Raw genomic sequence first — 21376 nt, 5'->3', positions numbered from 1 at the left:
CTCTCATGACCACAGCGCTCCTGACCCATCCCGACGGTTTCGACCATGCCACGCCCCCCGGCCACCCCGAGCAGGTGGCGCGGCTCGACGCCGTGCTCGGTGCGCTTGAGGGTATGAACCTGATGCGCGTCAAGGCGCCGCTCGCCGCTGAGGCGGACCTGCTGCGGGTGCATCCGAAATCCTATCTCGACGATCTGCGCCGCGACACGCCCGAACAGGGCACGCGCCAGATCGACGCCGACACGTGGCTCTCGGCGGGCAGCCTCGGGGCCGCGTGGCGCGGCGCGGGCGCGGCGATCCGGGCGGTGGATCTCGTGCTCTCGGGCGAGGCGTCCAACGCCTTTTGCGCGACGCGCCCGCCGGGGCACCATGCCGAACGCGAGACGGCGATGGGATTCTGCCTTTTGGGCAATGTCGCTGCCGCCGCGCATCACGCGCTCGGGCATCACGGGCTCTCGCGCGTCGCCATCATCGATTTCGACGTGCATCACGGCAATGGCACGCAGGATCTGGTCGAGGACGACCCGCGCATCCTGTTCTGCTCGACCCACGAGATGCCGCTTTATCCGGGCACGGGCGATCCGACGGACACCGGCCCGCACGGCACGGTGGTCAACGTGGCGCTGCGGGCCGGGTGCGACGGGGCGGGGATGATGGCGGCGCTGGAGCGCGAGGTGTTTCCGCGGATCGAAGCGCATGCGCCCGAACTGATTCTCGTTTCGGCGGGATTCGACGCGCACCGGGCCGATCCGCTGGCCGGGCTGATGCTCGAGGCCGAGGATTTCGCGGCGATCACCACGCGGATCTGCGATCTTGCCGATGCGCAGTGCGAGGGGCGCGTGGTCTCCGCGCTCGAAGGCGGTTATGACCTCGAGGCGCTGGCGGCCTCGGTGGCCGCCCATGTGAGGATACTGGAGGAACGCGGGCGATGAGCGATGCGACACCCGTCGGGGAACTGAGCTTCGAGGCGGCGATCAAGGAACTGGAGCAGGTGGTGGGCAAGCTGGAGCGCGGCGATGTCGCGCTCGACGATTCGATCGCGCTCTACCAGCGGGGCGCCGAGTTGAAGGCGCGCTGCGAAAAGCAGCTCGCCGAGGCCGAGGAGAAGGTTGCGAAGATCACCCAAGGGCCCGACGGGCAGGCGCAGGGCACCGCGCCGCTCGATGGCTGAGGGCTTCGGCTCGGCGCTGGCGCAGGCCGGGCGCGAGACGCAGGCACTGCTGCGCGAGCGGCTCGCGGGTCACGACCTGCCGGTGGCCCGTGCGATGGAGCACGCGGTCATGGGCGGCAAGGGACTGCGCGGCTTCCTCGTGCTCGAAGGCGCGCGGTTGCACGGCGTGACGCGCGAGGCCGCGCGTCTGCCCGCCGCCGGGATCGAGGCGCTGCACGCCTATTCCCTCGTGCATGACGATCTTCCCGCGATGGATGATGACGACCTGCGACGCGGGCAACCGACCGTGCATGTCGCTTGGGACGAGGCGACCGCGATTCTTGCGGGCGATGCGCTGCAAAGTCTCGCCTTCGAGCTTTGTGCCGATCCGGCGGTGGGACCGCACCGCGCCGATCTGTGCCTGTCGCTCGCACGCGCGGGCGGCATCGCGGGCATGGTCGGCGGGCAGGCACGCGACATCATGGCCGAAAGCGCCGACGCACCGCTCGATCTCGACCAGATCACCGAGCTGCAGCAGGGCAAGACCGGGGCGCTGATCCGTTGGTCGGCCGAGGCGGGCGCGGTGATGGCGGGGGCCGATGCGCGTCCGCTGGGGCGTTACGCTGCGGCGCTGGGCCTTGCCTTTCAGATCGCGGACGACATCCTCGACGTGGAGGGCGACGCCGAAAAGATGGGCAAGGCGCTGCGCAAGGACGCGGGCGCCGGCAAGGCGACCTTCGTGTCGCTGCTCGGGCTCGAAGCCGCCCGGACACGCGCCGCCGAGCTCATCGAGACGGCTTGCGACGCGCTGTCGCCTTATGGTGCGCAGGCCGGAACCTTGCGCGACGCCGCCCGCTTCGTTATCGCGCGCGACAATTGAACAAAGGGGGCTCGCCATGACCCAGACGCCGAACCGCCCCGTCACCCCCGTTCTCGACCGGGTGAAGATCCCCGAGGACATGAAGCGGCTGAGCGACGCCGAGCTCAAGCGCCTCGCCGACGAGTTGCGCGCCGAGACGATCTCGGCGGTGAGCGAGACCGGCGGCCATCTCGGGGCCGGGCTCGGCGTGGTCGAACTGACCGTGGCGCTGCACGCGGTGTTCGATGCGCCGCGCGACCGGCTGATCTGGGATGTGAGCCATCAGTCCTATCCGCACAAGATCCTCACAGGACGGCGCGACCGCATCCGGACCCTGCGCCAAAAGGATGGTCTTTCGGGCTTCACCAAGCGGTCCGAAAGCCCCTACGACCCCTTCGGCACGGCGCATAGCTCGACCTCGATCTCGGCGGCGCTGGGCATGGCGGCGGCGCGCGACCTGGGCGGGCGCGGGCTCGAGGGCGAGAGCGTCGGCGACTGCATCGCGGTGATCGGCGACGGCGCGATGAGCGCTGGCATGGCCTATGAGGCGATGAACAACGCGGGCCATCTGGGCAAGCGGATGATCGTCATCCTCAACGACAACGAGATGAGCATCGCGCCGCCCGTGGGCGCGATGTCCTCCTATCTCTCGCGGCTCTATGCAGGGGCGCCGTTCCAGGAATTCAAGGCTCTGGCCAAGGGGGCCGTCAGCTTCCTGCCGCCGCCGTTTCAGGAGGGGGCCAAGCGCGCCAAGGATGTGTTCAAGCACATGACCGTCGGCGGCACGTTGTTCGAGGAGCTGGGGTTTTCCTATATCGGGCCGATCGACGGGCACGACATGGAGCAGCTTCTGTCGGTGCTGCGCACGGTCAAATCGCGCGCCGACGGGCCGATCCTGATCCACGCGATCACCAAGAAGGGCAAGGGTTATGCCCCGGCCGAGGCTGCCTCGGATAAAGGTCACGCCACCGCCAAATTCGACGTGATCTCGGGTGAGCAGGCCAAGGCCAAGAGCAACGCGCCATCCTATACATCGGTGTTTTCGGAAAGCCTGATCAAGGCAGCGGAGAAGGACGACAAGATCGTCGCGGTGACGGCGGCGATGCCCGACGGCACGGGGCTGGCGCGGTTCATGGACCGCTATGCCAGCCGATGCTTCGATGTCGGCATTGCCGAGCAGCACGCCGTGACCTTTGCCGCCGGTCTCGCGGCGGGCGGCATGAAGCCGTTCTGCGCGATCTATTCGACCTTCCTGCAGCGTGGCTATGACCAGGTCGTGCACGACGTGGCGATCCAGCGGCTGCCGGTGCGCTTCGCGATCGACCGCGCAGGATTGGTGGGTGCCGATGGCGCGACCCATGCGGGCAGCTTCGACGTAGGCTTCATGGCCAACCTGCCGGGCATGGTAGTGATGGCCGCCGCGGATGAGGGCGAACTTGCACGCATGGTCGTCACGGCGGCGGCGCATGACGAAGGCCCCATCGCCTTCCGCTTTCCGCGTGGCGAAGGCGTCGGCGTCGAGATCCCGGTCGAAGCCGAACCGCTCGAGGTCGGCAAGGGCCGCATGGTGCGGGAGGGAAGCCGCGTGGCGCTTCTTTCCTTCGGCACGCGGTTGTCCGAGGTGGTCAAGGCCGCCGAGGCGCTCACGGCGCGCGGCATCACGCCCAGCATCGCCGATGCGCGATTCGCCAAGCCGCTGGACCGCGAGATGATCCTGAAGCTGGCAGCGGATCACGAGGCGCTGATCACCATCGAGGAGGGGGCTGTCGGCGGCTTCGGCAGCCATGTGGCGCAGCTTCTCTCCGACGAGGGTGTGTTCGACCGGGGGCTGAAGTTCCGCTCCATGGTGCTGCCCGACATCTTCATCGATCAGGCGAGCCCCTCGGACATGTACGAGACTGCCGGTCTGTCCGCACGGCATATCGAGGAAAAGGTGCTCTCGGTGCTCGGCGTCGAGGTGATCGGCAAGCGCGCCTGAAGGATACCGCCGCGGATCAGTCCGCGGCTTCGGCGCGCAACAGCGCGGCCAGCCCCGAGCGGTAATCGGGGTGGATCAGCGTCACCTTCAGCTCGTCCTTGATCCGGTCGTTCCGCACCTTCTTCGATTCGGCATAGAAGCTGCGCGCCATCAACGTCATCTCGGCCTCTTCGAAGGGCACCTCCTGCGGCACCGGCAGGCCGAGCAGCTCGGCGGCATGGGCGATGACCTCTTGCGGCGGGGCCGGGTCGTCGTCGCACAAATTGTAGGTCGCACCGGTGTGGGGTCGGTCGATGCTCGCCTTGAGCACCTGTGCAATGTCATCCACATGGATGCGGCTGAAGACCTGCCCCTGTTTCACGATGCGTCGGGCCGTGCCCTGCCGCACCTTCTCGAACGGGCCGCGCCCAGGGCCGTAGATGCCGGCAAGCCGGAAGACATGCAGCGGCAGGCCGGGGATCGCCCGCCACGCCGCTTCGGCCCCGACGCGCGCCTGCCCGCGCTTCGTCGCGGGGCGCAGCTCGCTCTCCTCGTCGACCCAGCCGCCGTCGCGGTCGCCATAAACGCCGGTCGTCGAGAGGTAGCCGACCCATGCGAAGCGCTCCGCACGCGCGGCGATGGCATCCTGCCAGTCGCGCAGCACCGGGTCACCATCGGCATCGGGCGCGGCGGAGATCAACAGATGCGTCGCAGCATCAAGCGCCGGTATGAGATCGCCGCCGGGCCAGATCACCGGCTCCACTCCTTCGGCGCGCAAAGCTTCGACCCTGTCGGGCGAGCGGGTGGTGCCGATGACGCGCCAGTCCTCGGGCAACAGGCGGGTGAGCGCGCGGGCCGAGTAGCCGTGGCCGAAGGAGAGAAGCGTGGTCATGCGCCTTATGTGCCCGATGCGCGGTCAGGGGTCCAGAAGCGCCAGCGTCTTGGCGTCGGGGCTGTCATAGAACGCTTCGATGAGCCGCGCGAACACCGGGTCGGCACCCGGCTGAGCGGCAAAGAGCGTGGCGCTGCTGCGCAGCTTGAGCGCGTCGATGCCGCCGAGGATGTCCTCGGGGGCGCGCCCCTCATAGGTGAGCATGGCGTGGCTGATCTCGACAAGACGAGGGCCGAGGATGGGATGGGCCAGATAGGCGCGCGCCTCGGCGGCCCCGTCGATGCCATAGTGCTGCGCCATGGGCGAATGGCCGAGGCCGCGCAGCTGCGGCCAGATGTACCACATCCAATGGCTGCGCTTGCGGCCCGCCTCGATTTCGGACAGCGCCGTCGCATAGCTGCCCTCCTGCGCCTCGATGAACCGCGCGAGGCTCATGACAAAAGCCTCAGCAGGGCCCTCTCGGCCTGCCGCAGTCCCGCCGTCTCGGGGAGGTCTTCGAGCAGGGCAGCGCGCTCCTCGGGGTCGGTGTCGTGTAGGGCGATGACCTTGGGGTGGATGTAGCTGTTGCGCGCGATGGTCGGCGTGTTGGAAAGCCGCTCCGCGGCGGCCTCGCTCATGCCCTTGATGGTAAGCGCCTCGTCCGACAACGCACGGGCCAGCGCCACCTCGGAGCCCGCCCATGTGCGAAAGGTCTTGGCGGTGATGTGGTCCGAGCCGGTGATCTCGGCCAGCCGGTCGTTGACCTGCCCCGAGGAGACGCCATGCGGGGTGCCGTCCTCATCGACCCAGCCGATGAGCTGCCTGCCCGGCAGGTCGTGCAACTCGCCCAGCACCTTCATCAGGCGGCGGTCCCTGAGGTGGCGGTCCACCTTCTTGTTGCCCTTGGCGGTGTAGCGCAGACGCAACTCGTCTTCGTCGAGCCGGATGTGCCGCCCCGTCAGGGTCGTGGCGCCATAGGTGCGGTTCTCGGCGGCGTATTCAGGGTTGCCCACGCGGATCGACACCCGGTCGATCAATGCCAGCACGGCGGCGATGGCAAAGTCGAGCTCCCCCGCCTCACCCGACAGGTCGCGGCGGATGCGGCGGCGGATCGCGGGAAGCGCCTCGCCGAACTCCGCGAGATGGTCGAACTTGTGCGCCTCGCGCCAAGCACGCCAGTCGGGGTGATAGCGGTACTGCTTGCGGGTGCGCGCGTCGAGGCCGGTGGCCTGCAAATGGCCCTGCGGCTTGGGACAGATCCAGACGCTTTCATAGGCGGGTGGCACCGCGAGCGCGTCGAGGCGACGACGCTCGGCCCCGCGCGCGATGGTGGTGCCGTCGGGGGCGGTATAGGTGAACCCGCGCCCGCAGCGTCGGCGGGTGATGCCAGGTTCTGAATCGGGATAATAGACGAGCTGGGCGGGGGGCGGCATGGCGAGGTCTCCTCGGGCGCGCAACGCCGCATGGGCTGGGGCCGTTCCGAAGGGTGCGATCACACTCTCGCGCGGGGGCTGCGCACCTCATTCCTCAAATGCGCACGGAACGGGGGTGGAGCCGCCTTGCCGTCATGGCGCTTTGCAGCTTTCCCATCCCGCCGGGCCGGGGTTGCGGCGGCCGGTTCATTGGTATGAAATCCGAAGATGGAACATGCCATCAGATCTTGGGCCGAAGCTGCCCCCCGTCTCGTTGCCGTGGCCGCGGGCCGCGAAGCCGCCGATCTCGTGATCCGTGGCGGCCGTCTGGTGAACGTGCAGAGCCGCGAGATCCTCGACGGTTGGGAGGTGGCGGTGGCCGAAGGGCGGTTCGCCTATGTCGGCCCGGATGCGAGCCATTGCATCGGCGAGGGGACGAAGGTGGTGGATGCCGCCGATCGTTACCTGATCCCCGGCCTGATCGACGCGCATATGCATATCGAGAGCGGTATGCTGACCCCAGCCGAATTCGCCGCCGCCGTGATCCCGCATGGCACGACGACCATGTTCACCGACCCGCACGAGATCGCCAACGTGCTTGGCCTTGAAGGGGTGCGGATGATGCATGATGAGGCGCTGATGCAGCCCGTCAACATCTTTACCCAGATGCCGTCCTGCGCGCCATCGGCACCGGGGCTGGAGACCACGGGCCACGAGATCAGCCCCGAGGACGTGGCCGAGGCGATGGTTTGGCCCGGCATCGTGGGTCTGGGCGAGATGATGAACTATCCCGGCGTCGTCGCAGGCGATCCCAAGATGCTCTCGGAGATCGCGGCCACCATGCGCGCGGGCAAGACCGTGGGCGGGCACTACGCGAGCCCCGACCGGGGCGTGCCGTTCCACGCCTATGTCGCGGGGGGTCCCGCCGACGACCACGAAGGCACGCGCGAGAGCGACGCCATCGACCGGGTGCGGCAGGGCATGCGCTCCATGCTGCGATTGGGCAGCGCGTGGTACGACGTGAAGAGCCAGATCACCGCCGTCACCGAAAAGGGTCTCGACCCGCGCAACTTCGTGCTGTGCACCGATGACTGTCATTCCGGGACGCTGGCGAATGACGGCCACATGGACCGGGTGGTGCGCCACGCGATCGAATGCGGCTGCGCGCCTTTGGTGGCGCTGCAGATGGCGACGATCAACACGGCCACGCATTTCGGCATGGAACGCGAGCTGGGCAGCATCGCGCCGGGGCGGCGGGCCGACGTGATCCTGACCTCGGATCTGGAGGCGTTGCCGATCGAGACGGTCTTCGCGCGCGGGGTGCTGGTGGCCGAGAATGGTGATCTGCGTGTCACATGCCCGCATTACGACTGGCCCGAGCGCGCGCGGCGGACCGTGCATCTGGGCCGGGAGTTGAAGGCGGATGATTTCAGGCTGGCGGCGCCCGACGGGGCCGAGACGGTGCGGGCGCGGGTGATCGGCGTGGTCGAGAACCAAGCCCCGACCAAGGCGCTGGTACGCGAGCTGCCCGTCGATGAGGGCAGCGTGATGCCCGAAGGCCCGGTCGCGCGGATTGCTCTGGTGGAGCGGCACCGCGGCACCGGCGGCGTGGTGAACGGCTTCGTCGAGGGCTTCGGCTATGAAGGCCGCATGGCGATCGCCTCGACCGTGGCGCATGACAGCCACCACATGATCGTCGTCGGCACCGATGCCGCGATGATGGCGAAAGCCGCGAACCGGCTCGGAGAGGTCGGCGGCGGCGTCACGGTCTGGCGCGACGACGCGGAGCGCGCGCTGGTGCGGCTGCCGATCGCGGGGCTGATGTCGGACGCGCCCGCGCGCGAGGTGGCCGCCCAAGCCGACGCCATGGTCGCGGCGATGCGCGACACTGGCTGCACGCTCAACAACGCCTACATGCAGCACTCGCTGCTCGCGCTCGTGGTGATCCCCGAGCTGCGCATATCGGATCTGGGGCTGGTGGACGTCACCCGCTTCGAGATCACGGGACCATTCGAAGGACAGGACTGAACGAGATGGAGAAGACGCTGAAGATCGAGACCCCCCCGCTCCCCGCCGCCGAGGCCTTCACCGATCCCGAAGCGGCGCTGGCGCGGCTCAGGGAGATCTACGACGGCGCCTCGCGCTTTCTATGCGAGAAATTCACCGAAACGCTGAAGGGCGGCGTGCCGGAGACGCGGTTTCGCGCCTTCTATCCCGAGATCCGGTTTTCCACCGCGACCTTCGCACAGGCCGACAGTCGGCTGAGCTTTGGCCATGTGGCCGAGCCGGGCACCTATGCCACCACCGTCACCCGGCCCGGGCTGTTCGGCAATTACCTCAAGCAGCAGATGCGCCTGCTGATCGAGAACCACGGCGTGCCGGTCGTGATCGGCGCCTCCGAGACGCCTATGCCGGTGCATTTCGCCGTGGCCAACGACTCCTCCGTGACGGTGCCGCAGGACGGGGCGATGGATTTTCATCTGCGCGACGTGTTCGACGTGCCGGATCTCTCGACCACGCATGACGACATCGTCAACGGCAACGGCTTCACTTATCCCGACGGGGCACGGCCCCTGGCCCCCTTCACGGCGCAGCGCATCGACTATTCGCTGGCCCGGCTTGCGCATTACACCGCGACCGACCCGCAGCATTTCCAGAACCACGTGCTGTTCACCAACTACCAGTTCTACGTCGAGGAATTCGAGGCCTATGCACGCCACGTGCTGGCCGATCCCGAGAGCGGCTACACCAGCTTTGTCGGGCCGAACAATCAGGTGATCACCGATCCCGAAGGCGCGATGCACATCCCCGCCAAGATGCCGCAGATGCCGACCTATCACCTCAAGCGGGCGAACGGGCAGGGGATCACGCTGGTCAATATCGGCGTCGGGCCGTCCAACGCCAAAACCGCGACCGACCACATCGCGGTGCTGCGCCCGCATGCCTGGCTGATGGTCGGGCACTGCGCGGGGCTGCGCAATTCGCAGCGTCTGGGCGATTTCGTTCTGGCGCATGGCTACCTGCGCGAGGATCACGTGCTCGATGACGACCTGCCGGTCTGGGTCCCGATCCCGGCGCTGGCCGAGATCCAGATCGCGCTCGAGGAGGCGGTGGAGCAGGTCACGGCGCTCGAGGGCTATGATCTCAAGCGGATCATGCGCACCGGCACCGTGGCGACCATCGACAACCGCAACTGGGAGTTGCGCGACCAGTCCGGCCCGGTGCAGCGTCTGTCGCAGTCGCGGGCCGTGGCGCTCGACATGGAAAGCGCCACCATCGCGGCCAACGGCTTCCGCTTCCGGGTGCCCTACGGCACGCTGCTCTGCGTTTCCGACAAGCCGCTGCATGGCGAGCTGAAGCTGCCGGGCATGGCGTCGGATTTCTACAAGACGCAGGTGGCGCGCCACCTGATGATCGGGATCCGGGCGATGGAGCGGCTGCGCGAAATGCCGCTGGAGCGCATTCACAGCCGCAAACTGCGTAGCTTCGAAGAGACGGCTTTTCTCTGAAACCCGCCGATACCGCAAGGAAACATCGGTTTTTGCTTGCATTGGCGATTGTTTCATTGTGGGTCTAGGCAACACGTCGCACCAAGCGGCGCAGGAATACGCCCCAAGCGGGCTGTGGTAAGGAGACCTGGAATGGCCAAACCGATGACCAAGGCGCAGCTCGTCAGCGCCATCGCCGACGAGACCGGCGGCGACAAGAAATCCGCCGGCGCCCATCTGGACGCGCTGGTCGCCATCATCACCCGCGAAGTGTCGCAGGGCGGCGCCGTGACCCTGCCGAACGTCGGCAAGATCTACTGCCGCGAGCGCCCCGAGCGCATGGTCCGCAACCCCGCGACGGGCGAGCAGATCAAGAAGGACGCCGACAAGGTGGTCAAGATGACCATTGCCAAGGCGCTCAAGGACAGCGTCAACGAGGAGTGATCCTCGATGCGCCGCGGCCTTGCGGTGCGGACGAAATGACGAAAGGGTCGCCCCGAGGGGCGGCCCTTTCTCGTTTCTGCCCGCTCGATGCTGCCGGGAGGTTGTCGATGGATGTCAGGTCACTCGCACTCGGGCTCGCCTTCGCGCTGATGTGGTCGTCGGCCTTCACCTCGGCGCGGGTGGTGGTTGCTCATGCGCCGCCGCTCACTGCGCTGACGCTGCGGTTTCTGGCCTCCGGTGTCATTGCCATCGGCATCGCGCTGATGCTGCGCCAGACCGCACGGCTCAGCCGGGCGCAGTGGCGCGGCGTGGTGATCTTCGGTTTGTGCCAGAACGCGCTCTATCTGGGGCTGAACTTCGTGGCGATGCAGTGGATCGGCGCGTCAGTCGCCTCGATCATCGCCTCGACCATGCCGCTTCTGGTGGCGTTGATCGGCTGGGTGGTGCTGCGCGACCGGCTGCCGCCCGTGGCGGCGATCGGGCTGCTGGCGGGTTTTGCCGGCGTGGCGATCATCATGGGCGGGCGCATGGCGGGCGGGCTCGACCTCGTTGCGGTCGCTCTGTGCGGCGTGGCGGCGCTGGCGCTGGCCACGGCGACGCTCGTGGTGCGCGGCGCGGCGTCGGGCGGCAACCTGATGATGGTCGTCGGATTGCAGATGCTGGTCGGCGCGGCGGCGTTGCTGCCACCGGCGCTGATCTTCGAAAGCTGGGCGGTGACATGGTCGTGGCCACTCGTCGTGGCCTTCAGCTACACCGTGCTGGTGCCAGGCGTGCTGGCGACGCTGGTGTGGTTCGTGCTGGTCGAACGGATCGGCGCGGTGAAGGCGGCGACCTTCCATTTCCTCAACCCGGTGTTCGGGGTCGTGATCGCCGCCGTTCTTTTGGGTGAGGCGCTGGGCACGACCGATGCGCTGGGCGTGGCGGTGGTGGCGGCGGGCATCCTCGCCGTGCAGCTGGCGCGGCGGCCATCGGCCACAATCGGCGCATCGCGAAACCCGGTGGAACAGCCGGGCGGGGCTGTTGGTTTTACTTCCGAGACAGCACAGGAGGACATCATGTTCGACTACAGCGACAGCCACAGCACGATTTCGTCCGATCGCGTCAACGGCACCGAAGTCTATGGCGCCGGTGGCGAAAAGATCGGCCATATCGACCACCTCGTGATCGACAAGAAGTCCGGCAAGATCACCTATGCGGTGATGGGCTTTGGCGGTTTCCTCGGGATGGGGGAAGAGCATCATCCGATCCCTTGGGCCAAGCTTGACTACGACACGGGTTTGGGCGGCTACCGCACCGACATCACCGAGACGCAGCTTCAAGGTGCACCCGAGCGGCCCGACCGCTGGTACGAGGATCGTCGTTGGGAAGAGGCGACCTATTCCCATTACGGCGCGCCCTACTACTGGATCTGATGCGGCCCCCGACATGGCCCCGAGGCCGCCGGACACGCTCCGGCGGCCTTTTGCATGCCCTGCGTCGAGGGCTGGCGCGGGCGGGGCGGTTTCATATCGTGACACGTTGGGAGCTCGCGGCCCCGCCTCGCGCCGTGGTGGCGCTCCTGTCCGAGCCCGAACGCTTTCCCGACTGGTGGGGCGAGGTCTATCTCGGGGTGCGCATCCTCGAGCCGGGCCGTCCCGACGGGATCGGCCGGATCGTGGAAATGCGGTCGCGCGGCTTCCTGCCCTACCGGCTGGTTTGGCGGGGGCGTCTCGTGGCGTGGCGCCCGGATGGCTGCGTCATCGCTGCCATGGGCGACCTGCGGGGCAGGGGTGTCTGGCGCATCCGGCCGTACGGCACGGGGACGCTCGCCATCTATGACTGGCGGGTCCGGGTCGAGCGGCCGCTGCTGCGCCGTCTCGCGCCGCTTCTCGGCCCGGCTTTCGCGTGGAATCACCGTTGGGCCATGGCGCGCGGGGCACGGGCGCTCACGGCCGAACTGGCGCGCCGTTCAGCCGATGGTGCCGCGATGCCCGCCGGTCTGGCCGCGATCGAGCAGATAATGATCGAGCAGCACGCAAGCCATCATCGCCTCGGCCACCGGCACGGCGCGGATGCCGACGCAGGGATCGTGGCGCCCCTTGGTGACGACTTCGGTGGGGCTTCCGTCGATGCGGATCGAGCGGCGCGGGCTCAGGATCGATGAGGTCGGCTTCACCGCGAAGCGCAGCACCACGTCCTGTCCGGAGCTTATCCCGCCCAAGATGCCGCCTGCATGGTTCGAGCCGTATTCGGGACCGTTCTCGCCCATGAAGATCTCGTCGGCATTGTCGCGGCCCGTCAGCGCCGCCGCCGCCATGCCCTCGCCGATCTCCACGCCCTTTACGGCGTTGATCGACATCATCGCCGCCGCCAGATCGGTGTCGAGCTTGCCGTATACCGGCGCGCCGAGGCCCGCGGGCACGCCCGAGGCCGTCACCTCGATCATCGCGCCGACCGAGTTGTGGTCCTTGCGCAGCGCGTCGAGATAGTCGGCCCATTCGGTCGCCGCAGCCGCGTCAGGACACCAGAAATCGTTTTGGGCGATCTCCTCCATGTCGATCTTCGCACGATCGATCGTCTTCTCGCCCATCTGGACCATGTAGCCGGTGATCTTCAGATCCGGCAGCGCGGCCTTGAGCGCGGCTCGTGCCACGCCGCCCGCCGCGACCCGCGCCGCCGTTTCACGCGCGCTGGAGCGACCGCCGCCGCGATAGTCGCGCAGCCCGTATTTCAGGTGATAGGCGATGTCGGCATGGCCGGGGCGGAAGGTCTCGGCGATGTCGCCGTAATCCTTGGAGCGCTGGTCGGTGTTGCGGATCATCAGCTGGATCGGCGTGCCTGTAGACCTGCCCTCGAACACGCCCGACAGGATCTCCACCGCGTCGGGTTCGCGCCGCTGCGTGGTATGCTTGTTCTGGCCCGGACGCCGCTTGTCGAGCCAGACCTGCAGGTCGGCTTCGGTGATCTCCACCCCCGGCGGACAACCGTCGACCGTGGCGCCGAGCGCGGGGCCGTGGCTTTCGCCCCATGTGGTGACGCGGAACAGGTGGCCGAAGCTGTTGAGGGACATGGGCGCGCTCTCCTTGTGGCCGGGCCGGTGTAGCGCGGCGCGGACGCGGGGGAAAGGCCGGGGGCTTGCGCATGGCCCCCGATGCCCTACTGTCCGCTCCACCTCGGGGGGCCACTGGCTGAGATGCGCGTCGCGCGGACCCGTTGAACCTGAACCGGATCACACCGGCGGAGGGAAGGTTTCGGGACAGGCGTCCTCCTTGCTCTTCGCCCGCATCGGAGGATGACCATGCACCATCGCCTGATCGCGGGTCTTACCCTCGCACTCGCCGCCACCCCGGCGCTCGCGCAGGACAAGACCCTCACCGTCTATGCCCCCGACTACTTCGGCTCCGAATGGGGCCCCGGCCCCGCGATCAAGGAGGCCTTCGAGGCCGAGTGCGGCTGCACGATCGATTACCAGACCGGCGATCTGCTGCCGCGGCTGCTGCTCGAAGGAGAGCGCACGGAGGCCGACGTCGCCATCGGTTTTGATTCGACCGAGATGAGGAAGGCGCGCGAGACCGGGCTGTTCGCGCCGCATGGCGTCGACACCTCCGCGCTGACGCTGCCGATCGCGTGGGACGACGAGGTTTTCCTGCCCTTCGACTGGTCCTACCTCGCCTTCGTCTACGATAACGAGGCGCTCAAGGAGGTGCCCGCCAGCTTCGAGGCGCTGGTGAACGCCCCCGACGATCTGCGCATCGCCATCCAGGATCCGCGCAGCTCGGTCTCGGGTCTGTCGCTGGTGCTCTGGGCCGAGGAGGTGTTCGGCGACGAAGCGGAGGCCAAGTGGGCCGAGCTTGCGCCCAAGATCACCACCGTCACGCCAGGCTGGTCCGAATCCTACGGCCTCTTCACCGAGGGCGAGGTCGACATGGTGCTGAGCTACACCACATCGCCCGCCTACCACGCGATCGCCGAGGAGGACGACACCGTGTCGGCGGCGATCTTCGAGGAGGGGCATTACATGACGATCGAGCTGGCGGCCCAGCTCAAGGGCACCGACGATCCCGATCTGGCGCAGCAATTCATGCGCTTCGTCACCAGCGAGGCGTTCCAATCACTTATCCCGACCTCGAACTGGTCCTATCCTTCGGCACTGCCCGAAGCCGAATGGCCCGAAGCCTTCCGCGACATCGCCATGCCCGAAAAGGCGATCTGGCTGTCCGAGACCGAGGCCGACGCGCTGCGCGCCCCCGCGATCGAAGCATGGCGGCAGGGGCTGTCGCAATAAGTACATGGGCGAGATGGCCCGGCGCGATCGCCGCCGGGCTGGTGCTGACGCTGACGCTGGGCACGCTGGCGGCGGTGGCATGGCGCGCGGGCTTCGCCCTACAGCTCGGCCCCGCCGATCTCTCGGCCATCTGGTTCACCATTTGGCAGGCCGCCCTTTCGGCGGCGCTGTCGGTCGTGCTCGCCGTGCCGGTGGCGCGGGCGCTGGCGCGGCGGCGCTTCGTTGGGCGCGGCGCTCTGGTGACGCTTCTGGGCGCGCCGTTCATCCTGCCGGTCATCGTCGCGGTGATCGGGCTGATCGGCGTGTTCGGACGCGGCGGCCTCCTCAACGACGCGCTGGGTCTCGCGGGGCTCGGGCCGGTGTCGGTCTATGGCTGGCACGGGGTGGTGTTGGCGCATGTGTTCTTCAACCTGCCGCTGGCGGTGCGGTTGATCCTTCAGGGCTGGATCGCGATTCCCGCCGAGCGCTTCCGCCTCGCCGCCTCTCTCGGGGCGCCGGTGGGGCGGCTGCTGGAAGCACCGATGCTGCGCGCGGTGGCGCCGGGGGCCTTCGCGGTCATCTTCCTCATCTGCCTGACAAGCTTTGCGGTGGCGCTGACGCTGGGCGGCGGGCCGCGCGCCACTACGGTCGAGCTTGCCATCTACCAATCGCTGCGATTCGACTTCGATCTGGGTCGGGCCGCAGTGCTGGCGATGGTGCAGTTCGGCCTCTGCGCCGCCGCCGCGCTGCTGGTGCGCATGGCGGGCGCGCCCGATGCGCTGGGCACGGGCCTCGACCGGGTGGTCGAGCGGTTCGAGCCGGGCGGGCGCAGCGTCGATGCCTTGGCTATCGCGCTCGCTGCGCTGTTCCTCATGGCGCCCCTCGCAATGATCGTGGCGCGCGGGGTGCCGGGGCTGCTGGATCTTCCCGACGGGATCTGGGCGGCGGCGCTGCGATCGGTTTCGGTGGCGCTGGGGGCGACGGCGCTGACGCTTGTGCTGGCGCTGGCGCTGGTGCTGCGCGGCGGCGCGCTGGCGCAGTTGTCGATGCTGCTGCCGCTTGCCGCGTCCAGCCTCGTGATGGGCACGGGGCTGTTCGTCGTGCTTTACCCGCTGGTTTCCCCCCGCGAAGTGGCGCTGCTCGTGACGGGGCTGGTGAACGCTGCGATGGCGCTGCCCTTCGCGGCGCGGGTTCTGGCCCCTGCCGCAGCACAGGCCGAGGCCGCGCATGGGCGGCTCGCGACCTCTCTGGGCCTCACGGGCTGGGCGCGCCTGCGCTGGCTGATTCTGCCGCGCCTGCGCCGCCCCTTGGGCTTTGCCGCCGGGCTGACGGCGGCGCTGTCGATGGGCGATCTCGGGGTCATCGCGCTGTTCGCTGGCGATGGCGAGGCGACGCTGCCGCTATTGATGGTGCGGCTGATGTCGGCCTACCGGATGGAGCAGGCGGCGGGGGTGGCGTTGGTGCTTCTGGCGCTCAGCCTCGCGCTGTTCTGGATCTTCGATCACGGAGGGCGGGGCGATGCTGCGGCTTGACGGGCTGGAGATTCGGCAGGGTGAGTTCTCGCTCTCCGCGGATTGGGCGCTGGAGGACGGCGCGGTCTGCGCGGTCATGGGGCCGTCGGGTGGCGGCAAGTCGACGCTGCTCGCCACCATCGCGGGCTTTCTCGCGCCGAGCGCGGGTCGCGTCGTCTGGGACGGGCGCGACCTGACGCCGATCGCCCCCGCGGGTCGGCCGATCTCGATCCTGTTTCAGGATAACAATCTGTTTCCGCACCTGACGGTGGAGCGCAACCTCGCGCTGGGTCTCGACCCGCGCGGTCGGCTCGACGCGGCGCGGCGGCACGCCATCGGCGCGGTGCTGGAGCGTGTCGGCCTGACCGGCATGGCCGCGCGCAAGCCTGCCGCTCTCTCGGGCGGGCAGCAAAGCCGCGCGGCGCTGGCGCGGGTGCTGCTGATGGACCGCGCGCTGGTTCTGCTCGACGAGCCCTTCGCGGCCCTCGGGCCGGGGCTGCGGGCCGAGATGCTCGACCTCGCGCGCGAGGTGTTAGCGGGGGAGGGGAGGACGGTGTTGATGGTGAGCCACGCGCCCGAGGACGCCACGCGTATCGCCAGTCACATCGTGCTGGTGGATGCGGGCCGCGCCGCCCCGCCCCAGGCGGCGGGTCCGCTTCTGGCCGATCCCCCGCCCGCTCTCAGGGCCTATCTGGGACGCTGAGGCCCGCGCAGGGAACACCGCTGTTACGGCCAATGGACATGTTTGCGCATTGGTGACGAGGCCATGCCGTGCTTCAGCGCGCCGCCGATGGGCAAAGCTTTCCCTTCTTTGGCGTCCTGACATGAAAAAAGGGCGCTCCTTCCAGAGCGCCCTCTCTTGCCGTCAGGCCCTTGCGATCACTTGTCGCGGGGGCCGTATTTGGCGCGGTGCCAGATCCGCTTGTTGGTGAAGTAGAGCAGCACCGCGAGCAGGCCGAGGAACAGCACGCCGGTAAAGCCGGCCTGCTTGCGCGCCATCATCTTGGGTTCGGCGGTCCACATCATGAAAGCGGTCACGTCCTTCGCTTCTTCCACGACGGAGGCTTCGTGGCCGTCCTCGTAGGTCACGTCGTCGCCCAGAAGCGGCGGCGGCATGGCGATCCACGAGCCGGGCACCTCGTGGTGGCCTTCGTCGTCGATACAGCTCTCGGGGAAGCCGCCCGAGGCGAAGGCCACGTTGTAGTAGCCCGCGAAATCCTCGGGGGCGCAAGCGGGCGCCTCCTCGTAGCCGGTCAGCAGGGAAGCGACGTATTCCGGCCCACCCATGCCTTTGAAGAGCTGGTTCAGGCCCGATCCGTAGGGGCCGTGGAAACCGGCGCGCGACTTGGCCATCAGCGACAGGTCGGGCGCTTCGGGCAGTGCGCTCTCGGGGAACTTGTCAGCCGGGGTCGCCGGGCGGAAGTCGTCGAGCTCCTCGTCGAAGGTCTCGAACTGCGCGGCATAGGCGCGGACCTGATCCTCGGGCAGGCCGGGGCCGCCCTCATCCGCGAGGTTGCGGTAGGAGACGTATTTCAGGCCGTGACAGGCGGCGCAGACCTCGGTGTAGACCTGCAGGCCGCGCTGCAGCTGCATCTGGTCGAAGGCCCCGAAGGGACCCTCGTAGGAAAAGTCGTAATCCGTGATGTGCGTTTCGGCCTCCGCGATAGCGGTACCGGCGAGGCCCATCGCCGCGATCGCGGCCAGGATGGCGGTTTTCAACATCAGTCTTGCCTCTCTCACTCGGCCGGCTTGACGACGGTGTGGGTGCCGCCGGTCTTGGGGTCGTAATGCGCGTTGAAATCGTCCTCGATCGTCGCGGGCATCGGCAGCGGCTTCTCGATCACGCCCAGAAGCGGCAGGATCACGAGGAAGTAGCCGAACCAGTAGGCCGCACCGATCAGCGAGATGTAGGGGTAGATGCCTTCGGCCGGCATTGCGCCGCCCCACATCAGGACGAAGAAGTCGACCACGAGCAGCGCGAACCACCACTTGAACATCGGGCGATACCGGCCCGAGCGCACCGACGAGGTGTCGAGCCACGGCGCGAGCGCGATCACCGCGATGGCACCGAACATCGCCAGCACGCCGAAGAACTTGGCGTCGACGATGCCGAAGGTGATCCATTCGGCGAACATCACGACCCAGACGTCGGCGGTGAAGGCGCGCAGGATCGCGTAGAAGGGCAGGAAGTACCATTCGGGCACGATATGCGCCGGGGTCGCGAGCGGGTTTGCCTCGATGTAGTTGTCGGGGTGGCCGAGGTAGTTCGGCATGAAGCCGACGATCGCAAAGAAGATCATCAGCACGATCGCCAGCGCGAACAGGTCCTTCATCACGAAGTAGGGCCAGAAGGGCAGGGTGTCGCGCTTGGCCTCTTCCTTCGAGGTGCGGCGCACCTCGACCCCGGTGGGGTTGTTGTTGCCGGTCGAGTGGAAGGCCCAGATGTGTACGACGGTCAGGCCCGCCAGAATGAAAGGCATCAGGTAGTGCAGCGAGAAGAAGCGGTTCAGCGCGGGCTGGCCCACGGCCGATGCACCCAGAAGCCAGGTCTGGATCGCTTCGCCCACGAAGGGGATGGCGCCGAACAGGCCGGTGATCACGGCCGTGCCGTGGAACGACATCTGACCCCAGGGCAGAACGTAGCCCATGAAGGCGGTGCCCATCATCAGCAGGTACATCAGGATGCCGATGATCCAGGTCACCTCGCGCGGCGACTTGTAGTTGCCGTAGTAGAGGCTGCGGAAAATGTGCGCATAGACCGCGACGAAGAACAGCGAGGCGCCGTTGGCGTGCAGGTAACGCAGCATGAAGCCGCCATTCACGTCGCGCATGATCTTCTCGACGCTCGAGAAGGCCATGTCGACATGCGGCGTGTAATGCATCACCAGCACGATGCCGGTGACGATCTGCAACGCCAGCGTGAAGGTCAGGACGATGCCCCAGATCCACATCCAGTTGAGGTTCTTCGGCGTTGGGATCATCAGCGTGTCATAGAGCAGGCCGAGGACCGGCAGACGGTTGTTGAGCCAGCGCTCGCCGCCTGTCTTGGGTTCGTAATGATCGTGCGGAATACCGGACATCAGGGGTCTCCTCAGCCGAGCTTGATGGTCGTCTCGTCGACGAATTCGGCGACGGGAATGGGCAGGTTGCGCGGCGCGGGCCCTTTGCGGATGCGGCCGGCGGTGTCGTAGTGCGACCCGTGACAGGGGCAGAACCAGCCGCCGAAATCACCCTGCTCGCCCAGCGGCACGCAGCCCAGATGGGTGCAGACGCCCATCTGCACGAGCCATGTGCCGGTTTCGTCCAGCGCGCGGTTCTCGTCGGTCGCAAGGGCGGCACCGTTCAGGTTCTCGTTTTGGGCCACCGGATCGGGCAGGGAGGCCACATCGACCTCGCGCGCGGCGGCAATCTCCTCCTCGGTGCGCGAGCGGATGAATACCGGCTTGCCCTGCCACAGCACGGTGAGCTGGGTGCCCGGCTGGACGCCCGAGACGTCTACCCGGATCGAGGCGAGCGCCAGCACGTCGGCCGAGGGGTTCATCTGGTTGACCAGCGGCCAGACTGCGGCACCGGCCACGACCGCCCCCGCGCCGGCGGTGGCATAGTAGAGAAAATCGCGGCGGGTGCCCTGATGATCGTCGGCGTGTGACACGGGTTGATCTCCGGTATGGCTGGGGCGGCGTCGCCCGGACGGCAAAAGACCGCGGGCCGTGACCCGCTTGGCGTTTTGGCGCTGTTTAGCCATCAATCCCGCGCCCGTCCAGCGGACAATACCGCGCAGGGCGGGGCACCCGAGGGCCGAGCTAGGTCTTGGGTCCCGCACCGACAAGGGGGAGAAACCCGCCTGCCGTTGCGGGAATGCGACAACGGAAAATTGAAACGTTTCCCTGTTGGAGTTTGTATCTGTGATCTCCAGATTCGGGTGATAGTGGCGCGAGTCTGCTGCGCCTGCCCCGTACCGCCGATCCCCGTCCGCCACCGTCCGACCGAAAGTCAATCCGATGTCCCGCCTTGCCGCTTCGCTGATCCTGATCCTTCTTCCCGCCCTCGCGCATGCCGAGGTCGAGTTGAGTTTCTATGGCGGCGTGCAGGGCGCGCCGCATTCGGGCGTCACGGTCGACCGGCCCGGCACCGCAAGCGACCGCGATTTTACCGCCGGCTGGGAGGGCAACTCCTTCGACGCGCCGCCCTATTACGGCCTGCGCGCGACCTGGTGGCGCGAGAACAACCTCGGCTTCGGTGTCGATTTCAACCATACCAAGGTCTATTCCGACGCGGAAACCCGCGCGGAACAGGGGCTCGATACGTTGGAGTTCACCGACGGGCTGAACATCCTGACATTGAACGCCTATCGCCGCTTTCCCGACGCCGCCTACGGGCTGACGCCCTATGTGGGCGGCGGCTTCGGTGTCGCGGCGCCGCGGGTCGAGTATGACGATGGCGAGGGCCGCACAGACGAGTACCAGCTTACCGGCCCGGCGGTCGCGCTGATGGCGGGGGCAAGCTACTCCGTCACCGACAGCATGTCGGTCTTCGGCGAGTACAAGGGCACCTATTCGCAGAACGAGGCCGACCTCGTGGGGGGCGGCACGCTGGAATCGGACATCGTCACCAACGCGCTCAACCTCGGCGTCAGCTTCAACTTCTGATTCCGCAAGGGGCTAGGCCCGGCTCGGCCTTCGGCCAGCTTGCTCACCCCGATTGCCACGTCTTGTCCTTTCGCCTCAGGCAGGCGGAGCCGTGTTCACCATGCTGTCACGGGCTGCGAAGCGCTCGGCCCATGCGGCGAGCTGCGGTCGTCCCGCGCGCCAGTCGCGCCCGCCATGCCGCAGGTCGAGATAGCCCAGCGCACAGGCCACGGCGATCTGGCCAATGTCGATCTGACCCTCGAGATGGCTGATCCAACGTGCCTCGATCGCATCCAGCCCGCGTTCCACCTTGCGCCATTGTCCCTCGACCCATTTTGCCGAGCGTTCGGTCTCCGCACGGATACGGGTCTCGAGCACCATCGACAGCGCCGCGTCCATGATCCCATCGGCGGTCGCCTCGAGCGTCAGAACCTCCCAGATCCGGGCCTCGGGGTAGAGGCGCGCCCCTGCGCGGGCGTCGAGATACCGGGTGATGACGCGGCTGTCATAAAGCGCAGGGCCATCGTCGCGCACCAATGCGGGGATCTTGCCCAAGGGATTGGCGTGGATCACGTCCACCGGATCGCCAAGCGGGTCGGTCGCGGCGGCGATCTCCGTGACCTGATCGGCCTGACCTGTCTCGATCAGCACCACACGAACCTTGCGCGCAAAGGGCGAGGCGGGGGAGGTGAGAAGTTTCATGTGGAACACTCCGGTTGGCCCCGGGCAGTCAAGCAGTGTCCTTCGCGGCCCGCAAGGGGCGCAGCGAGGAGATCGGTGAGGGGCTCTCCTTCGCCGCTCTCCGAACTGCGT

At 67.7% G+C, this 21376-nt stretch carries 20 protein-coding genes, 2 pseudogenes and 1 riboswitch; of the genes and pseudogenes, 14 read left to right on the top strand and 8 right to left on the bottom strand.

All coding sequences use genetic code 11. The annotated features are described in order from the left end of the window. The first annotated feature begins 5 nt into the window (after positions 1 to 5). The 4 genes from ACJASC_RS02560 to dxs are packed head-to-tail and all read left to right on the top strand — an operon-like array spanning position 6 to position 3987. A complete protein-coding gene (locus ACJASC_RS02560) occupies positions 6 to 932 on the top strand; it encodes a histone deacetylase family protein (RefSeq protein WP_415143292.1) in 927 nt (308 codons plus the stop codon). Next, positions 929 to 1171: an exodeoxyribonuclease VII small subunit gene (locus ACJASC_RS02555; RefSeq protein WP_341212596.1), complete on the top strand. Its 243-nt coding sequence runs from the start codon at positions 929 to 931 to the stop codon at positions 1169 to 1171. The genes ACJASC_RS02560 and ACJASC_RS02555 overlap by 4 nt, the downstream gene beginning before the upstream one ends. Then, entirely contained in the window at positions 1164 to 2030 is an 867-nt protein-coding gene (locus tag ACJASC_RS02550) for a polyprenyl synthetase family protein (RefSeq protein WP_415143289.1), read from the top strand. Before ACJASC_RS02555 ends, ACJASC_RS02550 begins: the two co-directional genes overlap by 8 nt. A 16-nt stretch (positions 2031 to 2046) precedes the next feature. After that, positions 2047 to 3987: a 1-deoxy-D-xylulose-5-phosphate synthase gene (gene dxs / locus ACJASC_RS02545; protein WP_415143287.1), complete on the top strand. Its 1941-nt coding sequence runs from the start codon at positions 2047 to 2049 to the stop codon at positions 3985 to 3987. A 16-nt stretch (positions 3988 to 4003) separates the two neighbouring features. Here dxs and ACJASC_RS02540 read toward each other — a convergent pair whose 3' ends face one another. The 3 genes from ACJASC_RS02540 to ACJASC_RS02530 are packed head-to-tail and all read right to left on the bottom strand — an operon-like array spanning position 4004 to position 6270. Continuing rightward, positions 4004 to 4858 carry an SDR family oxidoreductase gene (locus ACJASC_RS02540; protein ID WP_415143285.1) on the bottom strand — a complete coding sequence of 285 codons (855 nt, stop codon included), beginning with the start codon at positions 4856 to 4858 and terminating at the stop codon, positions 4004 to 4006. Between the two features lie 24 nt (positions 4859 to 4882). After that, the gene (locus ACJASC_RS02535; RefSeq protein WP_415143283.1) at positions 4883 to 5293 is read right to left on the bottom strand and encodes a DUF1810 domain-containing protein; all 411 of its coding nucleotides are present in this window, start codon (positions 5291 to 5293) and stop codon (positions 4883 to 4885) included. Beyond that, positions 5290 to 6270: a DNA topoisomerase IB gene (locus ACJASC_RS02530; protein ID WP_415143281.1), complete on the bottom strand. Its 981-nt coding sequence runs from the start codon at positions 6268 to 6270 to the stop codon at positions 5290 to 5292. The genes ACJASC_RS02535 and ACJASC_RS02530 overlap by 4 nt, the downstream gene beginning before the upstream one ends. A gap of 207 nt (positions 6271 to 6477) precedes the next feature. On the opposite strand from ACJASC_RS02530, the gene ACJASC_RS02525 reads away from it, so the two are divergent. From ACJASC_RS02525 to ACJASC_RS02500, 6 genes and pseudogenes are all read left to right on the top strand, one after another. After that, complete coding sequence (locus ACJASC_RS02525) at positions 6478 to 8277, top strand: adenine deaminase (protein WP_415143279.1); 1800 nt, start codon at positions 6478 to 6480, stop codon at positions 8275 to 8277. Between the two features lie 5 nt (positions 8278 to 8282). Beyond that, positions 8283 to 9758 (top strand): AMP nucleosidase, encoded by a 1476-nt coding sequence (locus ACJASC_RS02520; RefSeq protein ID WP_415143277.1) that lies wholly within the window; start codon positions 8283 to 8285, stop codon positions 9756 to 9758. 132 nt (positions 9759 to 9890) lie between these two features. Further along, a complete protein-coding gene (locus ACJASC_RS02515) occupies positions 9891 to 10181 on the top strand; it encodes an HU family DNA-binding protein (RefSeq protein WP_341212587.1) in 291 nt (96 codons plus the stop codon). A gap of 107 nt (positions 10182 to 10288) precedes the next feature. Beyond that, a pseudogene (locus tag ACJASC_RS02510) lies at positions 10289 to 11155 on the top strand (DMT family transporter); the annotation flags it as partial. An 81-nt stretch (positions 11156 to 11236) separates the two neighbouring features. Beyond that, positions 11237 to 11593: a PRC-barrel domain-containing protein gene (locus ACJASC_RS02505; RefSeq protein WP_200861249.1), complete on the top strand. Its 357-nt coding sequence runs from the start codon at positions 11237 to 11239 to the stop codon at positions 11591 to 11593. Next, positions 11593 to 12105: pseudogene (locus ACJASC_RS02500) on the top strand (SRPBCC family protein); the annotation flags it as partial. The gene ACJASC_RS02505 and the pseudogene ACJASC_RS02500, both read left to right, overlap by 1 nt. A 24-nt stretch (positions 12106 to 12129) precedes the next feature. Here ACJASC_RS02500 and aroC read toward each other — a convergent pair. Beyond that, positions 12130 to 13230 carry a chorismate synthase gene (gene aroC / locus ACJASC_RS02495; protein WP_021692899.1) on the bottom strand — a complete coding sequence of 367 codons (1101 nt, stop codon included), beginning with the start codon at positions 13228 to 13230 and terminating at the stop codon, positions 12130 to 12132. A gap of 94 nt (positions 13231 to 13324) precedes the next feature. Further along, positions 13325 to 13423, top strand: a riboswitch (TPP riboswitch). Between the two features lie 35 nt (positions 13424 to 13458). Here aroC and ACJASC_RS02490 point away from each other — a divergent pair. From ACJASC_RS02490 to ACJASC_RS02480, 3 genes are read left to right on the top strand one after another with little or no spacing between them, the layout of a single operon-like run. Beyond that, entirely contained in the window at positions 13459 to 14445 is a 987-nt protein-coding gene (locus tag ACJASC_RS02490; RefSeq protein WP_021692900.1) for a thiamine ABC transporter substrate-binding protein, read from the top strand. Beyond that, positions 14421 to 15956 (top strand): ABC transporter permease family protein, encoded by a 1536-nt coding sequence (locus ACJASC_RS02485; RefSeq protein WP_415143274.1) that lies wholly within the window; start codon positions 14421 to 14423, stop codon positions 15954 to 15956. Before ACJASC_RS02490 ends, ACJASC_RS02485 begins: the two co-directional genes overlap by 25 nt. Further along, entirely contained in the window at positions 15943 to 16638 is a 696-nt protein-coding gene (locus ACJASC_RS02480; RefSeq protein WP_021692902.1) for a thiamine ABC transporter ATP-binding protein, read from the top strand. Before ACJASC_RS02485 ends, ACJASC_RS02480 begins: the two co-directional genes overlap by 14 nt. Positions 16639 to 16814: 176 nt before the next feature. Here ACJASC_RS02480 and ACJASC_RS02475 read toward each other — a convergent pair whose 3' ends face one another. The 3 genes from ACJASC_RS02475 to petA are packed head-to-tail and all read right to left on the bottom strand — an operon-like array spanning position 16815 to position 19587. Continuing rightward, on the bottom strand, positions 16815 to 17657 hold the full coding sequence (locus tag ACJASC_RS02475; protein WP_021692903.1) for a cytochrome c1: 843 nt from the start codon (positions 17655 to 17657) through the stop codon (positions 16815 to 16817). A gap of 14 nt (positions 17658 to 17671) precedes the next feature. Then, positions 17672 to 19015, bottom strand: a complete 1344-nt coding sequence (locus tag ACJASC_RS02470; RefSeq protein WP_021692904.1) for a cytochrome b — start codon at positions 19013 to 19015, stop codon at positions 17672 to 17674. A gap of 11 nt (positions 19016 to 19026) precedes the next feature. Further along, entirely contained in the window at positions 19027 to 19587 is a 561-nt protein-coding gene (gene petA / locus ACJASC_RS02465; protein ID WP_415143270.1) for a ubiquinol-cytochrome c reductase iron-sulfur subunit, read from the bottom strand. A gap of 349 nt (positions 19588 to 19936) precedes the next feature. Here petA and ACJASC_RS02460 point away from each other — a divergent pair, with 349 nt between their 5' ends. Further along, positions 19937 to 20584: an outer membrane protein gene (locus ACJASC_RS02460; protein ID WP_415143268.1), complete on the top strand. Its 648-nt coding sequence runs from the start codon at positions 19937 to 19939 to the stop codon at positions 20582 to 20584. 75 nt (positions 20585 to 20659) lie between these two features. Here the strand turns inward: ACJASC_RS02460 and ACJASC_RS02455 are convergent, their stop codons facing one another. Then, positions 20660 to 21265 (bottom strand): glutathione S-transferase, encoded by a 606-nt coding sequence (locus tag ACJASC_RS02455; protein WP_021692907.1) that lies wholly within the window; start codon positions 21263 to 21265, stop codon positions 20660 to 20662. Positions 21266 to 21376: the final 111 nt, after the last annotated feature.

Source organism: Limimaricola cinnabarinus, assembly GCF_047631075.1.
GTDB classification, from domain to species: domain Bacteria; phylum Pseudomonadota; class Alphaproteobacteria; order Rhodobacterales; family Rhodobacteraceae; genus Limimaricola; species Limimaricola cinnabarinus.
The sequence above is the reverse complement of the archived record's forward strand: the minus strand, read 5'-3'. Positions and strand labels throughout refer to the sequence as shown.